Source organism: Streptomyces sp. NPDC002690 (assembly GCF_053592415.1).
Window position 1 is genome coordinate 1 of sequence record NZ_JBSFVR010000162.1, and the last position, 15,756, is coordinate 15,756.

Below are 15,756 nucleotides of genomic sequence, written 5' to 3' on the forward strand. Positions count from 1 at the left end.
TGACGTGTCGACCAAGGAAGCCGGAATCTGGACGATCGTCTGGACGACGGTGCGGGCGTCGGCCGGGGTCAGCGCCGCGGCGGCGGCGACGGCGCGGTCGATCGCGGCCTCGTCGGCGTACTCGATCGCGTCGGCCAGTCCCGGGCAGGGCACCTCGGTGACGTCCACTCCGGCCGCGAACTGGCTGATCAGCCCGCGCTGGTAGGGGCTGCCGGTGGTGGCGGGGGTGGCCCAGATGGCGAACGGTCCGCCGCCGGCGGCCGCGGGCTTGATCGCCGGTACGGTGCCGATGACCGGCAACTCCGGCTCCAGTTCGGCGCGGAGGGCGGGCAGCGCGCGTACGGACGCCGTGTTGCAGGCGACGACCAAGGCGTCCGGCCGGAGCTCCGCGGCGGCGCGGGCCACGGCGAGCGCCAGCGTGGTGACGTCCTCGGGCGTGCGCGGCCCCCACGGCATGGTGCCGGGGTCCGAGGAGAGCACCAGATCGGCGTCGGGGCGCAGTCGGCGCACCTCGGCGGCGGCTGCCAGCAGGCCGATTCCTGAGTCCATGAGCGCGATCTTCACCCGGTCACCTTATGCCACCCCCCTCCGCGGCCGGTCGGAGTGGGGCAGACTCGGCGGATGAGCGCCGTTGCCTGGATCGCCGTGGGTTCCTTGATCGCGTGGGTGTGGCTGTTGCTCGGCCAGGGGTTCTTCTGGATCACGGACCAGCGGCTGCCCGTGCGGGCGGAACCGGCGCGCTGGCCCGCGGTCGCCGTCGTCGTACCGGCCCGGGACGAGGTCGCGGTCCTGCCGGTGAGCCTGCCCTCGCTGCTGGCCCAGGACTATCCGGGCGAGGTCTTCGTCGTCCTCGTCGACGACTGCAGCACGGACGGCACCGGCGCGCTCGCGCGGGAGCTGGCGGACCGCTGCGGCGGGCTGGAGCTCCGGGTCGTCCACCCGGGCGAGCCGGAACCGGGGTGGACGGGCAAGCTGTGGGCGGTGCGGCACGGGATCGCGGTGGCGCGGCGGCGGAACCCGGAGTTCCTGCTGCTGACCGACGCGGACATCGCCCACGAGCCGGACAGCCTGCGGGAACTGGTGGCGGCGGCGGGTCCCGCGGGCCCGGACGGCTACGCCCTGGTCTCCCAGATGGCCCGGCTCCGGGTGGAGAGCTGCTGGGAGCGGCTGGTCGTGCCGGCCTTCGTCTACTTCTTCGGGCAGCTCTTCCCCTTCCGCCGGGTGAACCGGCCGGGGGCGCGGACCGCCGCGGCGGCCGGGGGCTGCGTGTTGCTGCGCGACGAGGCCGCGGTACGGGCCGGAGTCCCGGAGTCCATCCGACAGGCGGTGATCGACGACGTGTCGCTGGCGCGGGTGGTCAAGCGCACCGGCGGCCGGATCTGGCTGGGGCTCGCGGAGCGGGTGGACAGCGTCCGTCCCTACCCGGGGCTCGCGGAGCTGTGGCGGATGGTCTCGCGGAGCGCGTACGCGCAGCTGCGCCACAGTCCGCTGTTGCTGGCGGGGACGGTGCCGGGGCTCGCGCTCGTCTATCTGGCGCCGCCGGCGACGCTGGTGGCCGGTTCCGTGATGGACGATCCGGCGGCCGCGTGGGCCGGGGGGCTGGCGTGGGCGGTGATGACGGGGACGTATCTGCCGATGCTGACGTACTACCGCCAGTCGCTCTGGCTCGCGCCGCTGCTGCCCTTCACGGCCTCGCTGTATCTGCTGATGACGGTCGACTCGGCCGTCCAGCACTACCGGGGACGGGGCGCGGCCTGGAAGGGGCGCACCTATGCCCGGCCGGAGGCCGCCCCGGAGCCGTGAACGGGCTCCGCCCGGGGCGGCCGTGAGGGTACGCCCGTACCGGGCCTTGGCCGACGCCCCACGCGTATCCCGTGCAGGGACGATCCCCCGCCGCGCGCGTCACCGCGCGGGACGTCGTCCACCGGTCCGCCCAAGCGGCGGAAACGTCCTACCGGGAGTCCTCCCGGGCACGCAGCAGCCGGGTGATCTGCTTGACGAGCTCGTCGTCGTCGGTCACAGGCTTCCCGGAAACCAGTGCGCCGAGGCGTTCCGCCGTCTGGAAGTCGTACGCGCGCTCCTGCTCCTCGCCCGGCACCCCTTCGTACTCGGCCTTGTCGCGGAAGCCGACGGTCAGGTCGACCACTTTGGCGATGAGCCAGGTGAGGAGGAAGGAGAACGCGATCACCGCGAGAATGGCGAGGACCTGCTTACCGAGCAGGCCCCAGCCGCCGCCGTAGAAGAGCCCTTTCTTGCCGCTGATCCGGGCGGTGGCGAACAGGCCGACCATGATCAAACCGATCAGGCCGCCGACGCCGTGCACGCCCACCACGTCCAGGGTGTCGTCCACCCCGAACCGGTACTTCAGGGTGATGGCGAAGGCGCAGACAGCGCCCACCACCAGTCCGGTGACGACCGCCCCGAGGGTGTTGATCTCGCCACAAGCGGGGGTGATGGCCACCATGCCGGCGACGGCAGAGGAGACGACGCCCATGGTGGTGACCCTGCCCGTACGCCACTTCTCGACCAGCGGCCAGGTGACCATCGCACCGGCGGCGCCGAGCTGGGTGTTGATGAACGCGGCCGCCGCGGTGCCCTGGTCGCTCAGCGCGGAGCCGGAGTTGAATCCGAACCAGCCGAACCAGAGGAGGCCCACACCGATCACGACGAGCGGGATGTTGTTGGGCCGTTCCTCGCGCCGGGCGAAGTCGCGCGGCGCCCGCAGCACCAGCGCGACGGCGAGTCCGGCCACCCCGGAGTTGAGCTCCACCGGGAGACCTCCGGCGAAGTCGAGTGCGCCGAGGTGCTTCACGATCCAGCCGTCGGTGTCGAACACCCAGTGGGCAAGAGGGATGTAGACGATCAGGAGCCACAGGACGACGAAGACGAGCCAGCCCCTCATCGTGGCGCGGTCGGCGATGGAACCGCTGATCAGGGCGACGGTGATGATCGCGAAGCCCATCTGGAAGGTGCTGTACACGTACGTCGGGATGTGTCCGGACAAGGTGTTCAGTTCGATTCCGCGCATGAAGGCGTGATCGAGGTTTCCGATCAGGCCGACACCCCCGACGTCCGGGCCGAACGCGAGGGTGTAGCCGATGATCCACCAGAGGAGCGTGCCGAACGCGAGTGCGGCGAAGCTCATCTTGATCATCATCAGGATGTGTTTGGTGCGCACCATGCCGCCGTAGAAGAACGCAAGTCCTGGCGTCATCAGCAGAACCATGGCGGTGGAAGCGAGCAGCCAGGCGGTGTCCCCGGAGTCGTACGCGGGCGGCATCGGCGCGGGAGCGGTGTTCATCGGCGTGCACCTCGGGGGCGTGGGGGGCGGCTTCTTGCGGGCGGGGACGCGGGAGGACTACGGCTTACGCAGGTCCGGCGCGGGGTGGCCGGTGAGGAGGCGGTGCACCGCTTGGCGTACGGCCTCGTGCGCCGCGGCGACGCGGACGGGACTGTCGTCCAGGAACCTGACCCAGGTGCCGCACTCCCTGGGCAGTGTGCTGACTCCGAAGAGGACGCCCGAGCGTGCCAGTGCGGTGTGCAGCGTGTCAGCGATCTCGGTGGCCGGGGCCCGGTCGGTCACGACGAAGACCGAGGCGACGTGGTCATGCCCGGCGAAGACGCCCGGCCCCGCCACTCCCCCGGGCCCCCCCGGTCTCAGACGCACCGTGTCGACGCCGAGGAGGGTGCCGTCGGGGCGGGTGAACCGCAGGTCGGTGGCGAGGACGCGGTAGTCGTGGCGTTCACCGCGGGCGAGCCTCCCGGCGGTGACGGTGTCGCCCAGCACGACGGTCGCGCCGGGGGCGACCTCGACTTCGGTGCGCTGGTAGAAGCGCGAGTCCTTGAAGAGGATCAGCGGGTCCGGAAGGTATTCGACATAGCTGCCTTCCTCAGCCGTCAGGTGCACACGCTGGCTGGCGAAGTCGTGCTCCATCCTGAAGACCTTGGTGGCCGCCTGGGTGGTCAAGTGCAGTTGGGTGCCCGGCCCGCACCGGACGTCGATCCGGTATCGGTCCGCCTGGGCGACCCCGCCGCCCGTCGCCATCATGTAGACGTGGCTCATGCCGGGCATGGCGGGGTCGATCCACAACGGGCGCATGATCTGCAGAGGCGACTTCTGGTAGCGCTCGACGAGTTCGGTGCGTCCGCCCCGTACCTCGAAGGCGAGGTCGAGGATGCCCACCTTGGCCGGGGAGCCGGCCGCGAGTGTGTCGGGCACGGAGGCCAGGGCCGCCACGTCCGGGGGGACGCGGGACGCCGCGTAGTACGCGGGAGCCAGCCGGTCGGTCGTGGCGGCGGGCGGCGTGGACGGCATGTCAGATCAGCACCTTGCGGCGTGATTCGAGGTAGAGCGCGATGTCCTCGATGCCGACGCCTGTGAGGCAGTCGGTGAGGACGACGGGACGGTCGCCGCGGACTCGATGGGCGTCGGACTCCATGATGCCGACGTCGGTCCGGACGTACTGCGCGATGTCGATCTTGTTGATCACCAGGAGATCGGATTCGGTGATGCCGGGTCCCCGCTTGCGCGGCATCTTCTCGCCCTCGGCGGTGTCCAGCACGAAGAGGAAGAGGTCGACGAGTGCCGGGCTGAAGGTGAGGGTGAGGTTGTCGCCGCCGGACTCGTAGAGCAGGGTGTCGGTGTCCGGGAAGCGCTCCAGCATCTCGGCCCCGGCGGCGAGGTTCATGGTGGGGTCGTCCCGTACGGCGGTGTGCGGGCAGGCGCCCGTCTCGACGCCTACGACCCGCTCCGGGTCCAGCACTCCGGCGAGGGTACGGCGGACGTGCTGGGCGTCCTCCTGGGTGTAGATGTCGTTGGTGATGACGGCGGGGCGGTGGCCCCGCTCGATCAGCAGGGGCACGAGTGCCTCGATGAGGGCGGTCTTGCCGGAACCGACCGGTCCGCCGATTCCGACGCGCAGTACGTTGTCGTCCATGGATGCTCCCTGAGGTGTGAGGGTCAACTGGCGAAGAGCCGGGCTTCGGCCCGTTCGTGACGCCCGGACATGACGTCCGAGGCGAAGGCGGAGGCGCCGACGTCGGCGAGTTCGCGGCGCAGCGCAGCCTCGACGGCGGTCCCGATGACGGGGGCGACGCCCCGCAGCAGGGTCTGGGCCCTGCGGTGGTCGGTGAGCCGCAGGCGCAGGGCCGCACCCGCGAAGCTCGCGCAGAAGGCGAAGAGATCCGAGGCGACGGCCTGGCGGACCGGGACACCCGTCGCCGCGTAGATGACGCCGGCGGCCACCGCCTGGGTGCCGGGGGCTTCCCGGCGTACGACCCGGCCGGAGTAGTCGCCGATCTCAGGGTGACCGAAGACCTCCTGGGAGAGGTCGAGGAGTTGCCGACCGGTCCGGGTGGCGGCCTGCCGCATCTCCCGGCCGAGCTTGGTCGCGAACAGGTGCTCGTCGATCCCGACGACGGCCTCCGGGTCGCCCGCACACGTCGCCCGGTGGGCCAGCGCGAGCGCGGTGGCGTCGGCGGGACCCACGGCGTGCAGCAGCAGGTCCTCCAGGAGCGACGGCAGGCTCTCCGCGTCGACCGCGCCGGCCTGCGCGAAACCCTCCAGGCTGTGCGAGAGCGTGTAGAAGCCGCTCGGGAACGCCGAGTCGGTCAGCTGGAGGCTGACCAGCAGTGGTCCGAGCCCCTGGGTGCCGCCCGCGGACCCCGCCCCGGCCATCGGAGCGGGGTCGCCCTCTTCCTGGTACACGCGTCCGCCCTAGACCAGGAAGAACAGGTGGTTGAGGGGGAGTTTCTCGGCGGGGTCGATCGTGGCGACCTTGCCGTTGAGCGTGACCTTGAAGGTCTCCGGGTCCACCTTGATGTCCGGCAGGGCGTCGTTGCGGACCATGTTGTGCTTGCCGATGGTCCGGGTCCGGCTCACGGGGAGGATCATGCGTTCCAGGCCGAGTTCGGCCGGCACCCCGGCAGCGATGCCCGCCTGCGACATGAAGGTGGCGTGGGTCGCCTGGAGAGCCTTGCCGTACTGCCCGAACATCGGCCGGTAGATCACCGGCTGCGGCGTGGGCAGCGAGGCGTTGGGATCGCCCATCTGCGCCCAGGAGATGATGCCGCCCTTGATCACCATCTTCGGCTTGGCGCCGAAGGAGTGGATGGGCCAGAGCACGATGTCGGCGATCTTGCCCTTCTCGATCGAGCCCACGTGGTCGGAGATGCCGGTGGCGATGGCCGGGTTGATGGTGACCTTCGCCAGGTAGCGCAGCACTCGCTGGTTGTCGTTGCGGGCGGAGTCGCCCTCCAGGACGCCGAGCTTGTCCTTGCAGTGGTGGGCGGTCTGGAAGGCCCGGGTGACGGACTCACCGACCCGGCCCATCGCCTGCGAGTCCGAAGAGAACATGCTGATCACGCCGAGGTCGTGCAGGACCGACTCGGCTGCAATGGTCTCGGCGCGGACCCGGCTGTCGGCGAACGAGACGTCCTCGGGGATGTCGTGGCTGAGGTGGTGGCAGACCATCACCATGTCGAGCAGCTCGTCCACGGAGTTCTTGGTGTACGGCAGCGTCGGGTTGGTGGAGGAGGGCAGCACGTTAGGCTCGCCCGCCACGCGCATGATGTCGGGTGCGTGACCGCCTCCCGCGCCCTCGCTGTGGAAGGTGTGGATGGTCCGGCCGTCGATCGCGGAACGGGTGTCCTCGAAGAAGCCGCTCTCGTTGAGGCTGTCGGTGTGGATGGCCACCTGCACGTCGTGCCGGTCGGCGACGCTCAGGGCGTTGTCGATGACGGCCGGTGTGGCGCCCCAGTCCTCGTGGACCTTCAGGGCGCAGGCGCCGGCCACGATCTGCTCGTTCAGCGCCTCCGGCAGGCTGCCGTTGCCCTTGGCCATGATGCCGAGGTTGACCGGGAAGGTCTCCGCCGCCTGCAGGAACCGGGCGATGTTGTACGGGCCGGGGGTGCAGGTGGTCCCGTTGGTGCCGTCGGACGGGCCGGTGCCCCCACCGATGAGGGTGGTGATGCCGTTGGTCAGCGCCTGCTCCGCCTGCTGAGGTGCGATCAGGTGGACGTGCGTGTCGATGGCACCGGCGGTGGCGATGAGGTGTTCGCCGGCGATGGCCTCGGTGCCGGGACCGATGACGAGATCCGGGTGGACGTTGTTCTGGGTCTGCGGGTTGCCCGACTTGCCGATACCCGCGATGAAGCCGTTCTTGATGCCGATGTCGCACTTGACGACGCCCACAATGGGGTCGATGAGGACGACGTTGGTGATGACGGTGTCCAGAGCGCCCTGGGCACTGGTGGCCTGCGGATCGGAGGCCATGCCGTCGCGCATGGTCTTGCCGCCCCCGTAGAGGACCTCGTCGCCGTACTGGCCCTCGCTGAAGTCCTTCTCGACCTCGACGACGAGGTTGGTGTCGGCAAGGTGGAAGCGGTCGCCGACGGTGGGACCGAACATGTCGGTGTACTGCTTGCGCGGCAGGATGGGCATCAGCGTGAACCCTTCTTCTGGGCCTTGTCCTTGGCCTTGGCCGGCTTGTCGGTGGAGGCCTTGGTGTCCTTGTTCCGCGGCGTCGCCTTGGCCCGCGTCTCTCCGTCGTCGGCCCAGGTGCGCCGGGGGCCGGCTCCCTCGAAGCCCTGCTCGATGGCCTTGCGTACCGCCTCGACCTTCGCGGGGTGGGAGGCGAGACTGCCGTTGAGCAGGCCGCTGAAGCCGACGAGGCGGCCCGTTCCGGCGTAGGTGCAGAGTTCCACCTCGCGCGAGCCGCCCGGCTCGACGCGTACCGAGGTGCCGGCCGGGATGTTGAGGTGCATGCCGAGCGCCTTCTGGCGGTCGAACGACAGCGCTGAGTTGACCTCGAAGAAGTGATAGTGGGAGCCGATCTGGATCGCGCGGTCCCCGGTGTTGCTGACGGTCAGCTTGACCGTGCGCCGGCCCGCGTTGATCTCGATGGGGTCCTCGCCGTAGAGGTATTTCTGGCGGTCGGTCATACGGAGCTCCTGACAGCTCGGTCCGCGCCCTCGGCGATCGCGTGGGGGTGCGGGCGGGGGTGCGAATGGCTGTGGACGTCGTCGGAGTGACGATGCGTGTGCGGGTGGCTGTGGGCGTGGTCGTGCTCCTCGCCCGACGGGTGCCTGTGCATGTGGCTGTGGCTGTGGCCTTCGCCCGGCGGGTGCGTGTGGTCGTGGCTGTGGTCGTGGCCCTCGCCCGACGGGTGGTCGTGACCGTGATCGTGGTCGTGCGGGTGGTCGTGGCCGTGATCGTGCCCCTCGCCCGGCGGGTGGGTGTGGCCGTGCCCGTGGTCGTCGGCCGCGGTGAGCCCGGCGGTGATCCCGTCGTCGGCCCGCTCGCTCCAGCGGCGTCTGGCGTCGGCGACCCGCTCGGCGAGGACCCTGATCAGCGCGGCCCGCGACACCGGGGGGCCGGCGCACTCGATCCGTACCCCTGTCCGGTCGGCCGCGCCGGGGACGGCGGGCGACCGCGGTACGGCGAACGCGGCCGGGAGCAGCACCACTCGGTCCGCCCCGAGGAGGAGGCAGCGCCTGAGGCCCTCTGCGGAATCCGGATCGCCTCCGGTGAACGCGACCTCGACCAAGGCGTGGTGGCCGTAGCGGTGGACCAGGCTCGCGACCCGGTACAGCTCGGCGTCGTCGAAGGGGTCGCCCGCCGGGGCGGTGACGAGCAGCGACGAGGTGACCGGGACACGGCCGGCCGCAGCGCGCAGCCAGGCGATCAGATGTGTGGTGGTGCCGAAGGGCTCGGCCAGCAGGGCCCGCGGTTCCCGGGAGCCCTCGACTCTGGGCAGCGCGCGGAGGGTACGGGCCGTGTCGGCCACGAGTCGCGGGTCCCGTCCCAGAGTCATCGGGACCACGCAGAGCTGCTCGGGCCCGGGACGCTTTTCGGCCACGGCACGGTAGAGCTCGCGCCCGCTGGACACGACGACGACCCCGAGCGTCTCCAGGTCACGGAGCGCCTCTCCGTGCGCCGCCTCGTGACCGCACACGGCGACCACGCGGCAGTCGTCCGGCAGCGCGTTCATCCGCCGATGGGGTCGTGACAGGACACCAGCTTGGTGCCGTCGACGAAGGACGCCTCGATCTGCAGCAGTCCGAGCATCTCGCGTACGCCGGGCATGGTGTCGTCCTCGCCGACGACGTGACGGCCGAGTTCCATGCAGTCGGCGACGCTCTTGCCGTCCCGGGCGGCCTCCAGGATCGCCTCGGAGATCAGCGCCACGGACTCGCTGTAGTTGAGCTTGAGCCCGCGGCCCTGGCGCTTGCGCGCCAGGTCGGCCACGACGTACACCAGCAGTTTGTCGATCTCGCGTGGTGCGAGGTTCATCGTCGGTACCTCTCAGTGCGTGCGGACGGTCGTGGAGGGGGCTCGGGCCCGGCGGGGTCAGCCGCTCCGGCGGAAGCGTGGCAGCAGAGGGACGGCCGCCATGAGCACCCAGGTCGTGAGGATGAACGGCCAGGTGAAGGTGTGGCCGCCGAAGGGTTTGAAGAGCGAGGTGAGCGAGGCTGTCAGCCCGGTGGTGGCGGCTGCGCCGAAGAGGGCATAGACGCCGTTCCACACCGTGGCGGTGAGGAACACGGCGCCTACGGCGATGGCGACGAGCACGGCGTTGTAGCCGTAGATGCCGTTGGCGATCGACGCGGTGGGTGCGCCCAGTGCCCAGGCGGCGACGATCCCGACGACGCTGCCGGCAGCCGCGTACAGGAGGACGCGCACCCCGGCGAAGGCGAGGCCGACCAGCATGATCAGTCCCACGTACCACTCGTCCACCAGGAAGATCTGCGACACGTTGGTGAAGAAGGCGTGCCACAGGTCGTTCCAGGAGATGCCGGTGTCCCCGCTCGTCGTACTGGACACGGCGTCGGGGGCGCCGTGCCAGATCCTGGCGAACGAGGGTGCGCCGAGCACCATGACGCCGGACACCAGGCAGAAGGGCGCGGTGAGCGCGGTCAGTCCGTAGGGGGCGAGGAAGGTGGTGAGTGCCGCCATCAGGAGGGTGCACATGATCGCGCCGACGACGGCCAGGACGTACGTGGCCGGGTGGTGCCCCAGCGAGGTGACGAGGGCGATGCCGGTCAGGCAGCCGCAGTAGCCCTGGAGACCCTGCGCGATGCCGGTACGGTCGGCTCCCAGCGCCCAGGCGGTCGCGGTGGAGATCAGTGTGCCGAGGGTGGCGAAGAGACCGATGCGCCAGCCGGCCGCCCAGAGCCCCGCGAGGATCAGGACACCGGTCCAGAGGGCGGGTTGCAGATCGACCTGGCCCACTCCGCGCACCGATGCCAGCAGATACGCGCTCGGCTGTCGTCGTTCGAGTTTCCGGACCACGTCCGGCTCCGTCATGGACAAGGCGTACTCCCGCGATGCGGAGAGCTCCACTCTCCTTGGACGGCAAGAGGGGCGAGTCATCAGGACTCACTCACATCCCATTACGTCCACAGGCAAGCTCATCCAGCCCTCTGGGAGTGCCGATGTTGAGCCGCCCGGGTTCAAGCCGGGACCGGAGTGCGCGCTGTGCTGCGGCGGACTCGGTGCCGCTCCATAGGTTCGGCTGATGACCCCGACACCGTTCGCTCATCACCGACCGCACCCCGACCACCCACCCGAGGCCCGGACCACCGTCGTCGCCGCGGTCGCGGTCGGGGGTGCGGCCGGCGCGGCGGCGCGCTACGGCGCCGAACTGCTCTGGCCGACCGGCACTGCCGCATTCCCGTGGACGGTCCTGCTGATCAACGTCGTCGGCTGCTTCCTCATGGGCGTCCTGATGGTCACCGTGAAGCTCCGCCTTTCCGGCACCCATCCGCTGGTCAGCCCGCTCCTGGGCACCGGTGTGCTGGGCGGCTTCACGTCGTTCTCGCATTACGTGGACGACGTCCGGGAGCTGTTCGACAACGGGCAGCCCGGATACGCGGTCGGCTGCCTGTTGCTGACGGCGGTGGCGGCGCTGGCCGCCGTCACGGCGGGAGCCTTCGCCACGCACGCGCTCCTCGGAGACCGCCGCGCCCCCGTGGAGGAAGCGTGATCGGCGACTGGCTGCTCGTCCTCGTCGGCGCACTGGTGGGCGCCCCGCTACGCTATCTGCTCGGAGTGGGCGCCTCGCACCGTCTGCGCTCAGCTTTCCCTTGGGGCACCTTCGCGGCCAACGCGGCCGCCTCACTGGTGCTGGGCTTCGTCTCCGCCACGGCGTCGGACGGAGATCTGGGGCCCCGGACCCAGCTCCTGCTCGCCACCGGCTTCTGCGGGGCCCTGTCGACCTGGTCGACGTTCTCGTACGAGCTGCTGACCCTGACATCGACAAGGCGCCTGGCGACGGCCGGGAGTTATCTGATGCTCAGCGTGGGCGCGGGTGTCGGGCTGTCCTTCGCAGGTGCGGCGGTGGCCGGAGGCATCTTCTGAAGACGCTCGGCACCCCGTCCCGGGCCGTCGGGCCGGAGTCCGCCCGTCCTCCCAAACCGGGACGCGGCAGGATCTTACGACAGCGGGCTATGCGCTCTTTACACGATCACTACAGCCCATGGTGACCCTTTTGAGGAAGTTCGCTCGCATTGGCGAACTCAGCTGGCGCACAACTCGCGAAACAACCTTCTGGGCGGCCTCCCCAACTAGCACATCGTGGGCTTAACTTAGGTGGCATGACCTCCCCCCGCTCCAGCTACGGAAGCGGCTACTACGCCGCACCGTCGTTCGCCGACACTCCGATCTACGACTCCCTGGTCGCGGAGCGAGGCACGCCTCAGATCGCGCCGATCCGAGTGCCCGCCGCGTACGAGACCGGCAACAGCTACCTCCCCGCGCTGCCGTCCTCCCTGCCGGCCCTTCCTGCCGCTCCTTCCCAGCCCGCCGGTTCTTATGGCTACCAGCAGCCGATGGCGCAGCCGTACCAGCCGCAGGCTCCGATGCACCCCGCGCAGATGCAGCCCGCGCAGCTGCAGCACGCTCCCGCGCCGTACATCCCGCAGCAGCCCTCGCCCATGCGGGGATACCCGCAGCAGCAGACGCCCGCCCGGGGGTTCCCCGCGCAGCAGACCCCGGCGCGCGGTTTCCCCCAGCAGCAGGCTCCCGGACGCGGTGGCTACCAGCAGCAACAGCCGCCGCGGCCCGCGCCCGCCACGGGCTACGAGGCGCTGCGGCCGGCGGCACCCCGCCCGGCACCGGCCCCCTCCCCCTACGAGGACCCGTACGACCGGCCGTACCAGGGCCGGGGGTACTGACTCCCCCACGCGCAGGGGCGGTTCCGGGTGCGGCCGAGGGTGTGCGCGAGGGTGTCGGATAACCCTGACAAAATGGGTGGATGGCACCTCCCGTTCTGCACTCCATCCACCTTCACCCCGTCAAGTCGCTGGCGGCACTGACCGTGGACGAAGCCGTAGTCGAGCCGTGGGGACTCGCGGGCGACCGTCGCTGGATGCTGGTGGGCGGGGCGGGCACAGCTGTCACACAGCGTCAGGAACCCCGTCTGGCAGGGATCTCCGCGACGCCACTGCCGGGCGGCGGGGTGGAGCTGTCCGCGCCCGGCAGGACGCCGTTGGCGGTGGCGGTGCCGGAGCGCCCGGACACGGTCGCCGTCGAGCTCTTCGGCAAGAAGCTCGACGTGGTCGAGGCGGCACCGGCCGCGCACGCCTGGCTGAGCGGGTTCCTCGGGGCGGAGGTCCGGCTCGTCCACCAGGACGAGCCGTCGTACCGGAGGCCCGTCGACCCGGCGTACGCGCGGCCCGGGGAGACCGTCAGCCTGGCGGACGGGTACCCGCTGCTGGTGACCACCACGGCATCGCTGGACGCCCTCAACGCACTGATCGCGAGCGGCGACCACCCGCGGGAGGGCCCGCTGCCGATGAACCGGTTCCGGCCCAACGTCGTGGTGGACGGCACCGTTCCCTGGGAGGAGGACGGCTGGCGGCGGGTCGCGATCGGAACGGTCGCCTTCCGGGTGGCGAAGCCGTGCGCGAGATGCGTGGTCACCACCGTCGACCAGTCGACGTCGGAACGGGGCAAGGAACCACTGCGCACGCTCGCCCTGCACCGCAGGTCGGGGACGAAGCTGCTCTTCGGCCAGAACCTCGTGCCGGAAGGCACGGGGACGGTCCGCGTCGGTGAACCTTTCCGCGTTCTTGAGTGAACGTTTCGCGGACGACCGGGAACAGTCGGGGGGCGCAGCCGCGTTGGGAGTGGTGAGGTCGCTCTCCGCACTCCCCAGGAGCGCACGCGAGCGCTTCGGGCGGGGCGCGACACAAGGGGCGAGGGGGCGAGGGGTGTGCGGGCGGTCTCGGGGGTCTGGCGCTGGCGGCACAATCCCTTGTGCCGGATGACGGATCGCCGTGAGGCGTGGCTGGCATTCTGTGCCCTCCTCCTCGTGGTGGTCGTCGCGCCCGCCGTCGGCTGGCTCTGCGGTCTGCTCACCGATTCCGCCCTGCGCGACACGATCCGGGAGCAGCAGGCGCACCGCCACCGGACGAGCGCGGTCGTGCTGGGCGTGTCCACCAGCCCGGCGGTGTACGCGGGCGACCCGGAGAGCGGGGCCGAGCCCGCGAACCGGCAGACGGTGACGGCGAGGTGGAAAGCCCCGGACGGCGGTGAGCGGCGCGGCACGGTCCCGACCGCGGCGCGTGTGCGCAAGCCCGGTGAGCGGGTGCTGATATGGGTCGACGACCGGGGCACTGTCGCCCCGCGCCCCATGGACGTGCCCACCGCGCACATACACGCGGGCCTGGCCGGGACGGGTGCGTTCCTGGTGACGGCCGGAGTCGTGGGGGCGGTCCGGCGGACCGTGGTGCGGTGCATGGTGCGACGGCGGTACGAGCGGCTGGACCGGGCCTGGGCGACGGTGGGCCCCGACTGGGGCAGAACAGGCACGGGCTCCTGAGCGGCCCCTCGACAGCCCCCGGAACGGTCCCCGAGCACCCCCGCGAGGTTCCGCGGACGGCCTCGGGACTATCGTCCGCAACGGGTCCCCGGTACCGGTGAACCGCGCTCCGGGCCGGGCCGACGGCCTTGTCCGGGGCCCTACTTCGACGAGGTGGGGGACGGAGTCGTCAACTCCCGCCCGTCGCGCGCGCTACGGTGGACCGGCCCGCCCTTCCCCTCGGCAGGGCGGATCCGCCCGCGCCGTCGTCGGAAGGCCGACGGCACCCCGCGGTCGCACGACTGTGCGTACGGACACGAGGGATCGCACACAGCACGAGGTGGGGGCAGAACAGCGCCATGGCACAGGGCACGGTCCAGGTGACGCACACCGGCACATCGCGATGGCGGCGCCGCACCGGCGAGTACCCCTCGCTCGGCGCGGCCCTGGAAGCGGCCGCCGAGGGCGATGTCCTCACCATCGCTCCGGGAACGTACCGGGAGAATCTCATCGTCCAGCGTGCGGTCACGCTGCGCGGTCCCGAAGGGGCCGTCGGGTCGGTCCGGATCGCACCGGTGGACGGCGTGCCGCTCACCGTGCGGGCTTCCGCCGTCATCCAGGACCTGCACGTGGAGGGCCAGGACTCGGCCGCCCCGGCGGTACTGGTGGAGGCCGGCGCCCCCGACCTCGTGGACCTGCGGATAGTGACACGCTCGGCCGCCGGGATCGAGGTACGCGGCGCCGGCCGCCCCACCGTGCGGCGGTGCACCGTCGACAACCCGGCGGGGGTCGGGATCGCGGTCCTGGACGGCGCGGGCGGCGTGTTCGAGGAGTGCGAGGTCGTCTCGGCGGGACAGTCCGGCGTGTCGGTGCGCGACGGCGCCCACCCCCGGCTCGACCGCTGCCGCGTCCACCACGCCTCCGGCTCGGGGCTGAGCGTGACCGGCGAGGGCAGCGGGCTGGAGGCCGTGGGCTGCGAGGTGTACGAGGTCAAGGGAAGCGGGGTCCAGGTGACCGCGCGCGCCGCCGCCCATCTCACCGACTGCACCGTGCACCGCACCTCCGGCGACGGTGTCACGCTCGACACCGATGCCGTGCTGACGCTCGCCGACTGCGACATCCACGACATCCCGGAGAACGCGATCGACCTGCGTTCCCGTTCGGTGCTGACGCTGACCCGTTCGACGGTCCGCCGGTTCGGCCGCAACGGGCTCTCGGTGTGGGACCCCGGCACCCGGGTCGACGCCAACCAGTGCGAGATCCACGACAGTACGGGTGACTACCCGGCCGTCTGGGTCAGCGACGGCGCCACGGTGATACTCGACGCCTGCCGCGTCCACGACGTGCCCGACGCCCTGTTCGTCCTCGACCGGGGCTCCCGCGCCGACGTGGTGGACAGCGATCTCACCCAGATCCGCAACACCGCCGTCTCGGTGAGCGACGGAGCCACCGCGCAGTTGGACGACTGCCGCATCCGGGAGGCGTCCACCGGCGCCTGGTTCCGCGACCACGGCAGCGGCGGCACCCTCAACAACTGCACCATCGACGCGGCGCAGACCGGGGTCATCGTCACCAAGGGCGCCGACCCCACCATCGAACGCTGCACGGTGACCTCGCCGGCCGAGGCCGGGTTCTACGTCTCCGCCGAGGGCCGGGGCACCTTCCACGACTGCCGGGTGACCGGCAGCGAGGGGTACGGCTTCCACGTGATGGACGGGTGCCGCACCACCCTCACCCGGTGCCGTACCGAGCGGTGCGCGCGGGGCGGTTACGAGCTCCCCGAGGGGACCTCCCACGACGGAACGGGCGGCGCGGGAGCGGTCGTGGAGGACTGCACCAGCGACGAGAGCGCCCTGCGCGGACCCGCAGCCGCCCCCGTCCCCGTACTCACCGCGACGCAGGCGGCGACGCCGGGGCTGCTCGGCTCGATGCCCGCGCAGCGCACCGCGACGCC

17 protein-coding genes are annotated in these 15,756 nt (G+C 71.2%); 7 read left to right on the forward strand and 10 right to left on the reverse strand.

Annotated elements, in window-relative coordinates; genetic code table 11:
- A partial coding sequence (locus tag ACWD3D_RS20515) for a glutamate racemase (protein ID WP_451462268.1) occupies positions 1-564 on the reverse strand: 564 nt, incomplete at its 3' end.
- 57 nt (positions 565-621) lie between these two features.
- On the opposite strand from ACWD3D_RS20515, the gene ACWD3D_RS20520 reads away from it, so the two are divergent.
- The gene (locus tag ACWD3D_RS20520; RefSeq protein ID WP_451462269.1) at positions 622-1,803 is read left to right on the forward strand and encodes a glycosyltransferase; all 1,182 of its coding nucleotides are present in this window, start codon (positions 622-624) and stop codon (positions 1,801-1,803) included.
- 148 nt (positions 1,804-1,951) lie between these two features.
- On the opposite strand, the gene ACWD3D_RS20525 is transcribed toward ACWD3D_RS20520, so the two are convergent.
- From ACWD3D_RS20525 to ACWD3D_RS20565, 9 genes are read right to left on the reverse strand one after another with little or no spacing between them, the layout of a single operon-like run.
- The gene (locus ACWD3D_RS20525; protein ID WP_451462270.1) at positions 1,952-3,301 is read right to left on the reverse strand and encodes an ammonium transporter; all 1,350 of its coding nucleotides are present in this window, start codon (positions 3,299-3,301) and stop codon (positions 1,952-1,954) included.
- A gap of 57 nt (positions 3,302-3,358) precedes the next feature.
- Complete coding sequence (locus ACWD3D_RS20530; protein ID WP_451462271.1) at positions 3,359-4,315, reverse strand: urease accessory protein UreD; 957 nt, start codon at positions 4,313-4,315, stop codon at positions 3,359-3,361.
- Between the two features lies 1 nt (position 4,316).
- Entirely contained in the window at positions 4,317-4,937 is a 621-nt protein-coding gene (gene ureG, locus ACWD3D_RS20535) for an urease accessory protein UreG (protein ID WP_387370439.1), read from the reverse strand.
- Positions 4,938-4,960: 23 nt separating this feature from the next.
- Positions 4,961-5,707 (reverse strand): urease accessory protein UreF, encoded by a 747-nt coding sequence (locus ACWD3D_RS20540; protein ID WP_387370441.1) that lies wholly within the window; start codon positions 5,705-5,707, stop codon positions 4,961-4,963.
- Positions 5,708-5,716: 9 nt separating this feature from the next.
- Positions 5,717-7,441: an urease subunit alpha gene (ureC, locus tag ACWD3D_RS20545; protein WP_451462272.1), complete on the reverse strand. Its 1,725-nt coding sequence runs from the start codon at positions 7,439-7,441 to the stop codon at positions 5,717-5,719.
- Positions 7,441-7,941: an urease subunit beta gene (locus ACWD3D_RS20550; protein ID WP_451462273.1), complete on the reverse strand. Its 501-nt coding sequence runs from the start codon at positions 7,939-7,941 to the stop codon at positions 7,441-7,443. Before ACWD3D_RS20550 ends, ureC begins: the two co-directional genes overlap by 1 nt.
- Positions 7,938-8,990, reverse strand: coding sequence for a cobalamin biosynthesis protein CbiX (locus ACWD3D_RS20555; protein WP_451462274.1), 1,053 nt, complete (start codon positions 8,988-8,990; stop codon positions 7,938-7,940). The genes ACWD3D_RS20550 and ACWD3D_RS20555 overlap by 4 nt, the downstream gene beginning before the upstream one ends.
- Complete coding sequence (locus ACWD3D_RS20560) at positions 8,987-9,292, reverse strand: urease subunit gamma (protein ID WP_387370449.1); 306 nt, start codon at positions 9,290-9,292, stop codon at positions 8,987-8,989. Before ACWD3D_RS20560 ends, ACWD3D_RS20555 begins: the two co-directional genes overlap by 4 nt.
- A gap of 57 nt (positions 9,293-9,349) precedes the next feature.
- Positions 9,350-10,312, reverse strand: coding sequence for an urea transporter (locus ACWD3D_RS20565; RefSeq protein ID WP_387370459.1), 963 nt, complete (start codon positions 10,310-10,312; stop codon positions 9,350-9,352).
- Positions 10,313-10,517: 205 nt separating this feature from the next.
- On the opposite strand from ACWD3D_RS20565, the gene ACWD3D_RS20570 reads away from it, so the two are divergent.
- The 6 genes from ACWD3D_RS20570 to ACWD3D_RS20595 form a co-directional block, all read left to right on the forward strand.
- Positions 10,518-10,985 (forward strand): fluoride efflux transporter FluC, encoded by a 468-nt coding sequence (locus ACWD3D_RS20570; protein WP_451462275.1) that lies wholly within the window; start codon positions 10,518-10,520, stop codon positions 10,983-10,985.
- The gene (locus ACWD3D_RS20575; RefSeq protein ID WP_451462280.1) at positions 10,985-11,359 is read left to right on the forward strand and encodes a fluoride efflux transporter FluC; all 375 of its coding nucleotides are present in this window, start codon (positions 10,985-10,987) and stop codon (positions 11,357-11,359) included. The genes ACWD3D_RS20570 and ACWD3D_RS20575 overlap by 1 nt, the downstream gene beginning before the upstream one ends.
- Positions 11,360-11,595: 236 nt before the next feature.
- The gene (locus ACWD3D_RS20580) at positions 11,596-12,174 is read left to right on the forward strand and encodes a DUF6643 family protein (protein ID WP_451462276.1); all 579 of its coding nucleotides are present in this window, start codon (positions 11,596-11,598) and stop codon (positions 12,172-12,174) included.
- 80 nt (positions 12,175-12,254) lie between these two features.
- Positions 12,255-13,079, forward strand: coding sequence for an MOSC domain-containing protein (locus ACWD3D_RS20585; RefSeq protein ID WP_451462277.1), 825 nt, complete (start codon positions 12,255-12,257; stop codon positions 13,077-13,079).
- 135 nt (positions 13,080-13,214) lie between these two features.
- The gene (locus tag ACWD3D_RS20590) at positions 13,215-13,823 is read left to right on the forward strand and encodes an Rv1733c family protein (RefSeq protein ID WP_451462278.1); all 609 of its coding nucleotides are present in this window, start codon (positions 13,215-13,217) and stop codon (positions 13,821-13,823) included.
- Between the two features lie 338 nt (positions 13,824-14,161).
- Positions 14,162-15,756 (forward strand): right-handed parallel beta-helix repeat-containing protein (locus tag ACWD3D_RS20595; RefSeq protein WP_451462279.1); only part of this gene is annotated, 1,595 nt, incomplete at its 3' end.